General features: G+C 70.9%; 14 protein-coding genes. 5 read left to right on the top strand and 9 right to left on the bottom strand.

Annotated elements, in window-relative coordinates; genetic code table 11:
* The first annotated feature begins 75 nt into the window (after positions 1-75).
* Both DJ75_RS14045 and DJ75_RS14040 read left to right on the top strand, forming a co-directional pair.
* Positions 76-918 carry a cytochrome B gene (locus tag DJ75_RS14045; RefSeq protein ID WP_094525065.1) on the top strand — a complete coding sequence of 281 codons (843 nt, stop codon included), beginning with the start codon at positions 76-78 and terminating at the stop codon, positions 916-918.
* A gap of 108 nt (positions 919-1026) precedes the next feature.
* Positions 1027-1398 carry a hypothetical protein gene (locus DJ75_RS14040; RefSeq protein ID WP_094525064.1) on the top strand — a complete coding sequence of 124 codons (372 nt, stop codon included), beginning with the start codon at positions 1027-1029 and terminating at the stop codon, positions 1396-1398.
* A 49-nt stretch (positions 1399-1447) separates the two neighbouring features.
* Here DJ75_RS14040 and DJ75_RS14035 read toward each other — a convergent pair whose 3' ends face one another.
* The 4 genes from DJ75_RS14035 to DJ75_RS14020 form a co-directional block, all read right to left on the bottom strand.
* Positions 1448-1867 (bottom strand): hypothetical protein, encoded by a 420-nt coding sequence (locus DJ75_RS14035; RefSeq protein ID WP_094525063.1) that lies wholly within the window; start codon positions 1865-1867, stop codon positions 1448-1450.
* A complete protein-coding gene (locus DJ75_RS14030; RefSeq protein WP_094525062.1) occupies positions 1864-2877 on the bottom strand; it encodes a PGF-CTERM sorting domain-containing protein in 1014 nt (337 codons plus the stop codon). The genes DJ75_RS14035 and DJ75_RS14030 overlap by 4 nt, the downstream gene beginning before the upstream one ends.
* A gap of 83 nt (positions 2878-2960) precedes the next feature.
* Complete coding sequence (locus DJ75_RS14025; protein ID WP_094525061.1) at positions 2961-3491, bottom strand: DUF5817 domain-containing protein; 531 nt, start codon at positions 3489-3491, stop codon at positions 2961-2963.
* 337 nt (positions 3492-3828) lie between these two features.
* A complete protein-coding gene (locus tag DJ75_RS14020; protein ID WP_094525060.1) occupies positions 3829-4626 on the bottom strand; it encodes an inositol monophosphatase in 798 nt (265 codons plus the stop codon).
* Positions 4627-4776: 150 nt separating this feature from the next.
* Between DJ75_RS14020 and DJ75_RS14015 the strand changes: the two genes are divergently transcribed.
* The gene (locus DJ75_RS14015; RefSeq protein ID WP_094525059.1) at positions 4777-5034 is read left to right on the top strand and encodes a hypothetical protein; all 258 of its coding nucleotides are present in this window, start codon (positions 4777-4779) and stop codon (positions 5032-5034) included.
* Positions 5035-5271: 237 nt separating this feature from the next.
* On the opposite strand, the gene DJ75_RS14010 is transcribed toward DJ75_RS14015, so the two are convergent.
* A complete protein-coding gene (locus DJ75_RS14010; protein WP_176451459.1) occupies positions 5272-5835 on the bottom strand; it encodes a DUF1102 domain-containing protein in 564 nt (187 codons plus the stop codon).
* Positions 5836-6284: 449 nt separating this feature from the next.
* On the opposite strand from DJ75_RS14010, the gene DJ75_RS14005 reads away from it, so the two are divergent.
* Both DJ75_RS14005 and DJ75_RS14000 read left to right on the top strand, forming a co-directional pair.
* On the top strand, positions 6285-6872 hold the full coding sequence (locus DJ75_RS14005; RefSeq protein ID WP_094525088.1) for a transcriptional regulator: 588 nt from the start codon (positions 6285-6287) through the stop codon (positions 6870-6872).
* Positions 6869-7735 carry a hypothetical protein gene (locus DJ75_RS14000; protein ID WP_094525057.1) on the top strand — a complete coding sequence of 289 codons (867 nt, stop codon included), beginning with the start codon at positions 6869-6871 and terminating at the stop codon, positions 7733-7735. Before DJ75_RS14005 ends, DJ75_RS14000 begins: the two co-directional genes overlap by 4 nt.
* A gap of 6 nt (positions 7736-7741) precedes the next feature.
* Here DJ75_RS14000 and DJ75_RS13995 read toward each other — a convergent pair whose 3' ends face one another.
* Genes DJ75_RS13995 through priS form a run of 4 tightly spaced genes read right to left on the bottom strand, consistent with a single transcriptional unit; the run spans position 7742 to position 11914 of the window.
* Positions 7742-8986, bottom strand: coding sequence for an MBL fold metallo-hydrolase (locus tag DJ75_RS13995; protein ID WP_094525056.1), 1245 nt, complete (start codon positions 8984-8986; stop codon positions 7742-7744).
* A gap of 25 nt (positions 8987-9011) precedes the next feature.
* Positions 9012-9674: a DUF998 domain-containing protein gene (locus DJ75_RS13990; RefSeq protein WP_094525055.1), complete on the bottom strand. Its 663-nt coding sequence runs from the start codon at positions 9672-9674 to the stop codon at positions 9012-9014.
* Positions 9675-9683: 9 nt separating this feature from the next.
* Positions 9684-10754 (bottom strand): hypothetical protein, encoded by a 1071-nt coding sequence (locus tag DJ75_RS13985; RefSeq protein WP_094525054.1) that lies wholly within the window; start codon positions 10752-10754, stop codon positions 9684-9686.
* Positions 10751-11914: a DNA primase small subunit PriS gene (gene priS, locus DJ75_RS13980; protein ID WP_094525053.1), complete on the bottom strand. Its 1164-nt coding sequence runs from the start codon at positions 11912-11914 to the stop codon at positions 10751-10753. Before priS ends, DJ75_RS13985 begins: the two co-directional genes overlap by 4 nt.
* Positions 11915-12107: the final 193 nt, after the last annotated feature.

Genomic DNA, 12107 nt, shown 5'->3' with positions numbered 1-12107 from the left:
GGGTCGGGCCGACCGATCCGCCGCTTCGGTGGCCGGTTCGTCACCCTTTTTACCGATCCATCCCGAACCTCGCGTATGAGTAAGTCCGACAAGTATCCGGCCGAGTCCGGCCGGCGGCGCTTCGTCAAGGGCGTCGTCGGGGGCGCGGCCCTCGCGGGCGTCGGGGCGATGGGGTCGGCGACCGTGAACACGCTGACCACCGCCGGTGGGGTCGGCGGCGGTTCGACGGTCGCGACGACGATCGCGAAGACCGGCGGTCCGGCGCCGCGCGGGCTCCCGCAGATTCCCCTGCAGGTGACCGACGACGGATACATCGAGGGCATCTGGCCCGAGACGACGACGGTCACGCAGGAGGGACAGGAGATCCAGGTCGCACAGCAGGACCTCGGCGGGAAGACGTACTCCGGCGAGTGGTTCCAGTACTGCGGCGTCGAGTCCCAGGAGAACATCGCGCCCGACTTCGAGTCGGACAACCTGTTCCGCGCCGCCCCCGGGAAGTACGACTGGCAGGACGAGACGTACGAGGCCGGCGATAAGATCCACGTCGACGACTTCGGAAACTACGACACGTGGGGCAACGGGATCGGCGACGACGGCGTCGGGAAGCCGGCCTCGGTCACGTGGCGGTCCGAGGACGCCGAGACGAACCTGAACGCGATCGTCATCCGCTCGCCGCGGATCGAGGAGGCCGTCGAGAACTCCGACGACGAGTGGCTCGAGGCCTCCACCGACCAGGGGTTCATCGCGTACCTCAACGTCTGCACGCACTTCTGCTGTATTCCCGACTACAAGGTGTTAGAGGAGTCCGCCCGGTACGACGCCGAGAACGGGACCTACTGCGTCTGCCACCAGTCGGTGTACGACCCGTTCACGCTCGAGGAGGCGCTGTTCATCGCCCGTCCGCGCCCCGACGAGTAACGCCTCACCCCGCGCGCCGCCGCTTTTCGCGCTTCGACGCTCCCGTTCGGCAGCGCTCACGGGTGCGCGAACGCCGCGCTTTTGCCTCGGCTCCGCGTACGTCCCTCCATGAGCGACGACACGACGCCCGCTGACGGGACCCCGTCCGGCGACGGCGCGTCCGCCGGCGACGAGACCGCCGGCGGCGACGCGTTCGCCGCCGAACTCGACCGCGCCCGCGCGCTCCTCGACGGCGACGACGTCGAGGCGGTTCACGTCGGCGTCGTCCGCGACGGCGAGGTCGACACGACGTTCGCGCAGCGGGCCGACGACGGCCCCGAGGGCGAGGGGCTCCGCGCGCTCGCGCTGCTCGCGGCGCACGTGCGACTGGTCGCGAACGAGGCCGGCGTCGAGGCCTCCACTGTCGCCGGCGACGCGGCGACGCTCGCGGGGCAGGTGGAGCGGATCCCCGCCAGCACGGACGACCTGCCGGAGGAGTAGGGCGCGACGGGCCCGTGACCCGTCGAGCCGGGACCGCCCGACGTCTCGACTACTCGTTCGCCCGGATGCGCGAGAGCTGGTGGGCCACGCCGGCGAGCGCGATCAGGAGTATCGCGAGGTTGAACGCCGCCAGCGCGATCGGCTGGTAGGCCGAATCGAGCCACGTCCGGATCGCGACGCCCGTCTGGCTGTAGAAGCCCCACCCGGCGATCAGCGCCAGGAGCACGAGCGCCGCGAGGCCGACGCGGTCGAGGATCCCGCGGAGGCGCTCGGTCGGAAGCCGCCCGATCCCCTCGTCGCTCGATCCGGCTGCCGCGATCGGTTCGCCCGGTTCGGTCGTGTCGTCGTCGGTGTCGGTCATGGGTTGAGTCGCGGGTCGGTCGTCGTCGCGGTCGGTCGCGGGTCGGTCGTCGTCGAATTCGGTCGTCCGTTCGCCCTCCGCCGGGCCGGGGCGCTCGTCGTCGGTCATGGTCGCCTCCGGGCGTACAGCGCCGCCGCGAGGAGCGCGGCGAGCGCGGCGACCGGGCCGAAGCCCGGCGTGCCGTCGTCGGTGCTCCCGTCGTCGCGGGGCCGCTCACCGTCGGCGCCGTCGTCGCCGCCCGCACCGCCGTCCGCGAAGTCCTCCACCGAGAACTCCACCTCCTCGACGCTCTCGTCGGCGTCGATCGTCTCTCGCGGGTTCAGGTTGGCGACGCCCTGCGTCTCGTCGATGAGGACGTCGTCGCTCCACAGCGCGGCGTCGACGTAGTAGTTGTAGTTCGCGGGCACCTCGACGGTGGTCGTCACCGTTTCGGTCCTGCCGGGCCGGACCGACCCGACGGTCTCCCGGGCCTCGTCGGCGATCACGTTCGACTCGGCCTGCCGCATCAACAGCCGGAGATCGAGGGGGTCGGAGGCCGCGTCGCCGCGGTTGGTCACCGAGACCGAGACCGACAGCGTCGCGGTGGCGTTGTCCGCCTCGCGCACGCTCACCGCGACCGTCGGCCAGACGTTCCCGTCGGTGAATCCGACCCGCGTGTCGGCGTAGTCGGGCGTGAGCGCGGCCACGCCGCCGACGCGGGTCGTCCGCGTCTCGACGCGCTCGCCGTCGGCGAACACGGCGGTCTCGATCCGGTAGCCGCCCGCGCGCTCCACGTCGACGGAGCCGTTGATCGTCCGCTCGCCGCCGCCGTCGACCTCGCCGACGTCGACCGTCGTCTCGTCGACGAGCAGTCCCGAGTCGGCGCCGATCGCGCGGTGGCGCACGGTGACGTTCTCGACGGCCGGCCCCCGGTGCCGGAGGTCGACGCCGAGCCGGAGTTCGGCCGTCTCGCCGCGCACCTCGCCCGGCGACACGACGATGCCGGCGATACGGACGTCGCCGGGGCGCTCGTTCTCCTCGCGGGGATCGTCGAGGGCGTCCGGCGCGGCGACGACCCCGACCGCGCTCACGACGAGCACCGCGGCCGCGGCCGCCAGGAGGGCAGTTCGCGTGTCCATACGCCGAACGTCAAACCGGCGATATAAGTGCTTTGTCGAGTTCGGACCGCTCGACCGCGTCGCCGACCGCCGCCGCGGCCGGTTCACACCACCCTGTACCGGCCCCGCGACTCGGAGAGCTCTCCCCGTCGGGTCAGCCTCGTCAGGATCTCGCGGGCTGTCTCGGCGGGGACGCCGCGCTCGCTCGCGTGCGCGACGACGTTCTCCTCGGTCGGCTCCGCGGCGGCCTCGACCGCGTCGCGGACGAGTTCGGTCCGCGTCCGCGAACTCGACCCGCCGCCCTCGGCGCGGGCGCCGGCCTCGTCGACGGCGTCGGCGTCGATCCCGCTCGCCTCGAGGTACTCCCGGTCGCCGACCCCGGCGTCGTCGACGGCGCGTTCGAGCTCCGAGACGTGGTCGATCTCGGCGAACGCCGCGCTCTCGTCCCGCTTCTTCGCGAGCAGGGCGGCCCGGGCCTCGCGGGCCGCCGCCCGGTCCTCAGACTCGAAGAACCGCTTGAGCTTCGCCGTCCGGTGCGTCTTCCCGCAGCGCGGGCAGGTCGCGCTGTCGCTGGTCCGGGGGTCAGAGAGGAGCCACATGGCCGCGCACTCGTTGCAGCCGACGACCGCGTACATGTCGCGGCGTTCGGCGGCGTCGGATTTGAACCCTCGGCTGTACGTGATCGATACTGGATCACCGGTGAACACCTCCAAAGCCCCAGCCGGGAGGGTTCGCGCGGCTCGGTGCGCTCCTCGTCACTCGCTGCGCTCGTTCCTGCGGTGCTTCCGTCGCCGTGCTTCGCCCTCCCGGCTGCCCCTTTGAGTCCCACCCCGCACCGCAGCCTCACGCCTCCCCAGCCTCGTCGGACCGGCGCGGTCGCGCCGGTCCGACTCCCTCGCACGCGCTCCTCGCGGGCCATCGGCCCGCTCGGAGGCGCGCGCCACCGCTTCGATTATTTATAAGCAACCGGCCTCAGTCCAAATCCTCGATCTCGCGCGCGGCGGCGAGCACCTCGTCGTGGAGGCTCCCGTTCGAGGCGACGAGCCCCGTCGAGTCGTGTCGCCAGCGGTTCCCCTCCAGGTCGGTGACGCGCCCGCCGGCCTGTCGGATCATGAAGACCCCGCCGACCGAGTCCCAGGGGTTCGCCCGCAGGTTCGAGACGACGCCTTCCAGCCCGCCCGCGGCGACGGTGGGGAGGACGACCTGCGCGGCGCCGAACCGGCGCATGTCGGCGAACCGCCGGACGATCGCCTCGCAGGCGGCGGCGTACTCGTCGCGCGCGTCGTGGTCCCACCACAGCGTCGGGCTGACGGCGGCCCGGTGCGGGTCGGCGACGTCGTTGACCGCGATCGGGTCGCCGTTGCGGTACGCCCCGTCGCCGTCGGCGGTGTACACGTCGCCGAGCGCGGGGCAGACCGTGGCGGCCGCGACGGGCTCGCCGTCGACGACGGCCGCGACCGCGGTGCCCCACATCCGGATGTCCCGGACGTAGTTGTGCGTGCCGTCGATGGGGTCGATCACCCACGACGCGCCCTCGTCGGGGACGGTCTTGCGCTCGTCCTCCTCTTCGCCGACGAACGCGTCGTCCGGGAACGAGTCGCGGATCGACTCGATCACGGTGCGCTGGGCGGCCCGGTCGGCCTCCGTCACCACGTCGTCCTCGCCCTTGCTCTCGACGGCGATGTCGCTCCGGAAGTGGTCGTGCGCCACGCGGCCGCCCGCCCGGGCCGCGCGCTCGGCGACGGCCGCCCGCTCGTCTGCGTCGGTCATGAACGTTCTGGGGCGCCACGACGCCTATAAACGTCGATCGACGACCCCGGTCCCGCGGCTCCGCCGCCGCGGAGGCCCGGTCGCCGCGAGAGTATTAACTCAATTCTGAATCCGAGTACACTTAAGTGCGAAGCACGCGATCACGTGTGTATGGAACCAGCAGAAGCGGTCCGTCAGCTCGAGTACGCGATCGACGCCTCCCTCGACGAGACCGGACAGCGGACGGCCGCCGGCTACCGGCCGACCTTCGAGCGCGTCGCCGAGCGCGCCGACGGCGCGGCCGTGTACGACCTCGCCTGCGACCTCGCCGACGAGGTCGTCGCCGGCAACCGGGTCACGCCGGCCGAGGCGGACGCGACCGCCGAGCGCGTGCTCGACGACTGGGCGTACACCGACGGCGGGGCGTAGCGGTCCGCGTTTGACGTCGGGTGGTCACTTTTTTCGCCCCTACTTGATGGAGTGCACCGCTCAGTCAATTCAGTGCGCGCGGTGTGAGAAATGGCGTGATTTTGACTAGGAAACCCCTTTTCACCGTTTTAATCACAGGAAGTTCCCGGAGAGTCGGTCTCGAACGAGGAGATATACACGGCATGTAGCGTACAACTTCAAAAGTGTAATGCGAAGCGGATCCGACAGTTCTACTGGCTATTCGTCCGCGTCTTCCGCGTGGATGGTGAAGTTATCGTTCCCGTTTAGGACCGTCTGTGGCTGGTCCACGTCATCGAGGTCGATCCTCACACCGACGTTGACGCTCGTATTGGCACCTGAGGCCGCTTCGAGTTCGATCGAGTTCTGTTTTGTCGCCGCGCCGCTCTTTTTATTACTCCAATAGAAACTCAGGTGATCGCTGTTACTCTCGACCCAAACATCAAAGGCGCCGCCATTATCATTGGCGGTAATCCGGAACACGCTGTCAAACTCGTTGACTGAGTCGGCATTCAGGCCCAGTCCGTTAGATTTCCCCTGGTTGTTAAGCGGAGCGTTTTCCCCTCCGTCACCGAAATTGAGAACGAGCTGTCCGTTCTCCTGAGAGGCGAACTCTGAGTTTTCGCCGTAGGGGACAAGCCGAATGTATGCCTCGTCATCAGCCACGATCTCACCGGTGGCCGTCCGGTCTGCTGCGGTAGAACTAAGCGCGCCGGTACCAGTTGCAGCTGCCCCGCCGGCAGCGAGCGATCCAAGACCGATCACGAATTTGCGTCGTTCCATATCGTATCTCACCTGTGTTGGCGCACCCCCGCAACCCGGACGTCCGGGCCGGGAGCGCTCGGATAATCCATACGGGTGGTGGTACTTCGTTATGATATTCTCGACATGTTTGCATGTACTCCTCGTTGCGTGACTCGCGCGGCTCGATGCGCTTCGGGCGCTCCTCGTCGCCCGTCGCGCGTCGCCCCGAAACATCGATAAAGAGCTCCTAATTCGCTTCAGGGAGTGGATTAGACGTTCAACGACTCCCTGAAGATCCGGTCGGACGTTCGTACCGGATTCAGGTGTCGCCCGTCTGACCGCCGATCATCGCCTGTTCCTAACAGAAAACAGACATTGACAGGTTAACTATCCTACTCATTTATGGTAGTATCTCGCACACGTTACAAGCGAAAATCGCCGGTTCGAGGAGGGAGATCCGCCGGCGGGGAACCAGGGTGCTCACATCGATGACATCGACCGCTGCCACGACGAACGAATCGAGCCGAAACGGAGGTGAACTGTCCGAGGACGAGGTCTTCGAGGTGCTGTCGAACAGGCGGCGCCGCTTCGTCATCCACGCGCTCAAGCGCGCGGAGGAGCCGATCGACGTCGCCGAGCTCTCCGTGCACGTCACCGCGTGGGAGCGCGACGTCGACCCGGAGGCGGTCCGGTACGAGGACCGCCGGAACGTGTACAGCACGCTCCGGCGCACGCACCTCCCGAAGCTGGAGGAGAAGAACGTGGTGACGGTCGACGAGGAGGCGAACCTCGTCGAGCCGACGCCCGAGCTGGAGGAACTCGACATCTACGTCGAGGTCCTCCGCAGCCGGGAGATCCCGTGGAGCCTCTACTACGTCGGGCTCGCGGGCGTCGCCGTCTCGCTCCTCGCCGCCGTCGCGACCGGAACGCCGGGGTTCGCGGGGCTCGACGCGATCGACGTGGGGGCGTTCACCGCCACCGCCTTCGGGATCTCCGCCGCCGCCCACCGCGTCGTCGGCCGCCGAGCGCGCCTCGGGAACTCCGAGAAACCGCCCGAGCTCTCCGAGGGCACATGAGCGCGACCGCCCGGACGCCGACGGCCGACGCGAGCGCCCTCCGGACGCTGAGCCTCGTGCTCGTACTCGCGGCGGCCGTCGGGCTGGTGATCGGCACCGTGGGATTCACCGCGATGGAGGCCGACCGCGGGCTCGCGGTCAACGTGACGGACGATGCGAGCGCGTACCTGGGCTACGAGCCGCTCGCCGACGAGGTCCGCGACGGCGAGTCCGTGCCGGTCGTCGAGTACCGGAACCGGTTCGGCGGCGACCTCGGCGAGTTCGACGTCGACGTCTCGATCGCGGACCCCGGAGCGACGGACGCGACGATCGAGTCGGTCGAGCCGCCCTCGTCGCTGGAGCGGGGGAGCGCCGCCGCGGTCGACGTCACGCTGCGCTGTCCGGAGCGAGAGGCGGTCCCGCTCGCGTTCGAGGTCGACGCGAACGGCGGCGGGGTCAGCGTCTCGCTGGACCGCACCCACACCGTGACCTGCGTGCCGACGGGACCGACGGTGACGGGAGTCCGGTACACGGGCGTCGGAAACGCGTTCGTCGACGTGGAAGGGCGGAACGCGACCGTCGAGGCGACCGTCTGGCTCACGGCGGCGAATCCGGGCGAGGGCGGCCCCGAGGGACCGATCCGGTCCGTGACGGTCGACCGCCTGAACACCTCGAAGCCGGTGCAGTCGCAGCTTCCCGGCGTCTCGAACGAGCGGATCGCGGCCGTCGAACTCCCCGATCGAGGGGTCGCGTTCTTCCACCCGGGATGGAACGGAGAGCAACACGCTGACCCCGAAGCGGGGCGCGGCGTCCGCTTCACCGACGTTCCGCTGGACGCCGCGACCGTGTCGAACACGTCCGTCGTCGACGAAAGCGACGACTGACCGCTTCTACAGCTCCACCCGCTCCCCGATCTCGGGCGCGCTCGCGTCGAACCCGTCCGCGCGGAGGTCCTCGGCGAACGCCTCGCAGCGGTCGCCGTGGTTCACCAGCACCCGCGCGCCGCGGTACGACTCGAGGAACGACTCCAGTCCCTCGCGATCGGCGTGCGCGGAGAAGTCGTACGACTCCACCCTGGCGCTGACGGGACGCACCTGGCCGTTTATCTCGAGCCGCCCGTGTTCCTGGAGCTCGCGGCCCGGCGTCCCCTCGACCTGATACCCCGTCAGCGTCACGAGGTTCGCCGGGCTGCCCCGGATCTTCGGGAGGTACGAGTGGACCGGACCGCCCGCGAGCATCCCCGACGTGGTGATTATCAGCTCGTTGTCGGCGGCGATCCGCTCGCGCTGGCCGTCGCGGCCGGTGACGAAGCGCGCGGCGCCCTTGGCGCGGCGGAGCGCCTCGGGGTCGCGCAGGAACTCGGGATACTGACGGACCAAACGCGTCACCTCGACCCCCATCCCGTCGACGTAGGGGGTGAGGCCGTTCGCCTCGGCGACGAGCATGATCTCCTGCGTCCGCCCGATCGCGAACGCCGGCGCGACGACGGTCCCGCCCTCCCAGATCGTCGTCTCCGTGCTCTCGGCCCAGCGGTCCTCCACCGCGCGGCGGTCCTCGTGGGTCACGTCCGCGTACGTCGACTCGCAGATCACGGCGTCGGCGTCGGGCCGCGCCGTCGTCCCCGACACGAGCCGCTGGTCGTCGGTGTGGAAGTCGCCGGTGTACAGCAGTCGATCGTCGCCGTCGTCGACGACCACGTGCGCGGACCCCGGGATGTGTCCCGCGTCGAACAGCGTCACCTCGTACTCCGTCCCCCCCGCCTCGACGGGGAACGGCTCTCGGTAGGCGTGTCGCTCCTCGACCTCGCCGACCCGCGCGACGTGCTCCTCGGAGAAGGGACACAGCGGGCTGTTGCCGTGGAGTTTGAGCGTGTCGCGCGCGAGCGTTCGCGTCAGGTCCGCGGTCGGCGGCGTCCAGTGGACCGCCGGCCGCCGGTCGCCCTTCAGCAGGGCCGGCACCGCGCCGGCGTGGTCGAGGTGCCCGTGCGAGACGACGACCGCGTCGGGCTCGGGGTCGCGGACCGGGTACTGCGGGGGGTCCGCGGTCAACAGGCCGTAGTCGAGGAGCAGCGCGTCGTCGACGAGGACCGCGCTCCGACCGACCTCGCGGGCGCCGCCGAGGAACTCGACCTCCATCGCCGATAGATAGCCGCCCGCGGCGTTAGTGCTCGTCGGTCTCGCTGCCTCCGGTGCTACCGTCGCCCCCGACGCCGTCGAACCGTGCCGCGACCGCTCCGACGACCGGCGCCGGCCCGAGGATCCACACCCACGCCGCGAGCACGAGCGCGCCCGGGAGCTCCGGCAGTGCGAGCCCCGTCACCGGCCACCACCCCGCGAGGAACGTCGCCCAGACCGCGACGTGGACCGGGACGAACGCGAGGGTCGCCCGCCCAGTCGCGGTCGCCCTCCGAACGACCCCGTCGACGGCGAAGGCGACGGTGACGAGGCCGTAGAAGCCGATCGCCGACGGGCCGTGGAGCGGTTCCATGAGGTCGAAGGCGCCGACGCCGGCCATCGCGACCATCGCGATCGCGAGGACGGCCGCGCGGAGCGCGCCGGTCCGACCGCCGAGCGCCCGCCCGAGTTCGACCGCGTACCCGACGCCGACGGCGCCGCCGAAGATCAGCCCCCAATTGAAGACGGGCGCGCTCGGATCGCGGACCCCCAGGTCGGAGAGCGCGTCGCTCGTCCACGAGAACGTCGGGTTGAGGAGGACCGCGGCCGCGATGCCGCCGAGCGCGAGGAGCGTCGCCGCCGCGCCGAGAGCCCGGACTCGGGCGGTCGTCTCGGCGTCCGAGACACCTGCCGCGGCGTCACCGCCCATCGACGGGGGTCAGTCGAGCCGCTCCGCGGCGTCCCGCTCGACGAGGGGCGCCGCGTTCTCGACGGGGAGGGTCACGACGTCCTCGCTCGCGAGGTCGTACTCCCGCTCGTCGACGCCGAAGATGGCGCCGATGTCGCGGGTGATACGGACGGTCGCGCGGTCGTCGTCGACCGACTCGGCCGCGCGGGTCGACTCGGCTCCGGGAGACGCGCCCGTTTCGTCGGTCGAACCGACGTCGTCCGCGGCCGCGCGTCCGTCGCCGCCGGGCGCTCCGGGAGGCGCGGGCTCCGTCGGGACCGCGGTCGGGCCGCCGTCGGTGGTGGCGCCGTCGCCGGCGACGTCGTTCGCGTTGCGCTCCGGCGCGTCGGTCGGGGGCAGGTCGGACGACTCCGCCGTCTCGCCGGGCGTCGCGTCGAGCGCGTCGGCGACCTCGTCGTCCCCGCCGCCCATGGCGCCGGCGAGCGCGTCGGCGACCCCGCCAGACTCGTCTTCGGCCGCGTCCGCCTGTTCGATGGGGTTCGACCGATCGGCGGGCTCCGGGTCCGGCGCGGGCGGCGCCGGCTCCTCGGGAGCGTCGGGCGCGGCGCTCTCCGTCGGCCCCCGCTCCGCCCGGGCACCGTCGGGCGCGGACGCCGGTTCGAGATCGGGCCCCGTTCCGGACGCCGATCCGGACGCGGACTGGTCCACCGACACCTCGCCGGAGAGCACGTCGAGCACGCGCGATTTGTTCTCACCGATGCGGTCGACGAGGTCGTCGAACAGCTTCCGCTCCTCGGTCGTCATGCCGTCAGCGTCGACCGGCATGTCGGCCGCGGCGAACGACGCGAGCTTGACGACCTTGCCGACGCGGCGCTCGTACAGCGCCTCGGCGACCTCCTCGGCCGTCTCGACCTCGTCGGAGAGGCGGCGGACGTCGTCGTCGGAGAACGGCTTGTCGACCTGTTCGGCGCGGCGGTCGCGGGCCGCGCGCAGGTCGGCGACGTAGGCGGCCACGTCGTCGTAGAAGGAGTCCCGCAGGTGCTGGAGGCTGTCCTTGCGGCGTTCCTTCGCTTGGGCCGATCTGAGCTCGTCGAGGTTCATTGTTCGGGTGCCTTCCGGGCTTCGCCGCGGGCCATGAGGAAGACCCCGGCGAACTCGGGAACGGTGTTTCTACCGGATTCAACTCTAACGCGCTCGCCGTTTAATTCTACCGTCCGATCGACGTCGCTCTCGATCCGGATCTCGCGGCCGACGAACCGGTCCGGCACCGCGTCCCGAAGCGGGTCGAAGTCGGCGAGGTCGTCGCGCTCGATCGGCGTGACGACGAGCCCGGAGCCGCCGTGGAGCGTCCCCGGAAGCCGGATGAGCCGCCGCGTGTCGGTGGTGACCGGCTCGTCGATCGGGGCGGTGTCGGTCGCGGCCGCGCGCGACGCCAGCGCGGAGACGAGCCGGCGCACGCCCGGGCCGCCGGCCTCGACGTTGCCCTCGCGGACGGCGGTCGGGTTGCGGTCGAACGCGCCGAGGATCGTCTCCGCGCGCCCTTCGCCGATCCCGTCCAGCTCCATGAGGCGCTCGCGGGCCGCGTCCTCGTCCATGTCGCGGAGGTCGTCGGCGTACTCGACGAGCGCCTCGTGGACGCGGGCGCCCCACTCGCCCTCGGTGCGGAGCACGCGCTTCGTCGTGCCGCGCTCGGAGACCGTCCGGATCAGGCCCTCCGTGTCGAGGTCGATCGCGCGCACGTAGTCGACGATCTCTCGGCGCGCCTCGCTGTCGAGCCCCCGCACGCTCTCGTCGCGGACGTGGACGTGGTAGCCGCGCCCGCCGGAGAAGACGACGGTGAGGTCGTCGAAGGCGAAGTCGTCGTTGAGGAAGTCGAGCAGCCGCAGGAGGGCCTCCTTGCACTCCGCGAGCATCTCCGGGTACGAGGTGGTCTCGGGGTCGACTCCCGGGAGGTGGTCGGCGTCGAGATCGAAGATCAGGTCGGCGGAGCGCCACCCCTTCTTCGACATCGTCGAGGCGCCGGGGTCGTCGTAGCGCGCGGCCGAGAAGTAGGCGTGCCGGGGCGCGTTGTCCGCGAAGAACGTGTCGACGTCGCCGAGGTCGAACAGCGACTGGTGGCGGACCATCGTCGTCCCGGAGCCGGGCGTCCACGGGATGTGGCCCCACTCGCGCAGGTTCGCGTCCGGCGGGAGCGACGGCGAGGCGCGGCGGTAGTAGTCGCCGAACCGCCCCTTCAGGTACTCGCGCGTCCGGTCGTCCATCGTCTCGTCTGCTACCGGCGGTCGACGTATCAACGTATCGTTCGCGGACCGGTTCCGCCGCGGCCGACGCCGACCATTTATAACTAGAGCCTCGGCAGTGCGGAAGGCGCGCGCCGCCGAGCGGCCGCCCTCGGCGGCCGCGAGGTGCGTGCGCGAGGGAGGCGGCGGGCCGGCGCGGCTCCGCCCGCGCCGG

Origin of the sequence: Halorubrum sp. Eb13 (assembly GCF_002252895.1) — an archaeon.
Taxonomy (GTDB): Archaea; Halobacteriota; Halobacteria; order Halobacteriales; family Haloferacaceae; genus Halorubrum.
Note: the sequence above shows the minus strand (reverse complement) of the source record. Positions and strands in the feature narration are given on the sequence as shown.

Coding starts and splice junctions, on each gene's coding strand:
- DJ75_RS14045 (WP_094525065.1), top strand. CDS start 76: ATGAGTAAGTCCGACAAGTATCCGGCCGAGTCCGGCCGGCGGCGCTTC.
- DJ75_RS14040 (WP_094525064.1), top strand. CDS start 1,027: ATGAGCGACGACACGACGCCCGCTGACGGGACCCCGTCCGGCGACGGC.
- priS (WP_094525053.1), bottom strand. CDS start 11,914: ATGGACGACCGGACGCGCGAGTACCTGAAGGGGCGGTTCGGCGACTAC.
- DJ75_RS14015 (WP_094525059.1), top strand. CDS start 4,777: ATGGAACCAGCAGAAGCGGTCCGTCAGCTCGAGTACGCGATCGACGCC.
- DJ75_RS14020 (WP_094525060.1), bottom strand. CDS start 4,626: ATGACCGACGCAGACGAGCGGGCGGCCGTCGCCGAGCGCGCGGCCCGG.
- DJ75_RS14010 (WP_176451459.1), bottom strand. CDS start 5,835: ATGGAACGACGCAAATTCGTGATCGGTCTTGGATCGCTCGCTGCCGGC.
- DJ75_RS14000 (WP_094525057.1), top strand. CDS start 6,869: ATGAGCGCGACCGCCCGGACGCCGACGGCCGACGCGAGCGCCCTCCGG.
- DJ75_RS13995 (WP_094525056.1), bottom strand. CDS start 8,986: ATGGAGGTCGAGTTCCTCGGCGGCGCCCGCGAGGTCGGTCGGAGCGCG.
- DJ75_RS13985 (WP_094525054.1), bottom strand. CDS start 10,754: ATGAACCTCGACGAGCTCAGATCGGCCCAAGCGAAGGAACGCCGCAAG.
- DJ75_RS13990 (WP_094525055.1), bottom strand. CDS start 9,674: ATGGGCGGTGACGCCGCGGCAGGTGTCTCGGACGCCGAGACGACCGCC.
- DJ75_RS14030 (WP_094525062.1), bottom strand. CDS start 2,877: ATGGACACGCGAACTGCCCTCCTGGCGGCCGCGGCCGCGGTGCTCGTC.
- DJ75_RS14035 (WP_094525063.1), bottom strand. CDS start 1,867: ATGACCGACGACGAGCGCCCCGGCCCGGCGGAGGGCGAACGGACGACC.
- DJ75_RS14025 (WP_094525061.1), bottom strand. CDS start 3,491: ATGTACGCGGTCGTCGGCTGCAACGAGTGCGCGGCCATGTGGCTCCTC.
- DJ75_RS14005 (WP_094525088.1), top strand. CDS start 6,285: ATGACATCGACCGCTGCCACGACGAACGAATCGAGCCGAAACGGAGGT.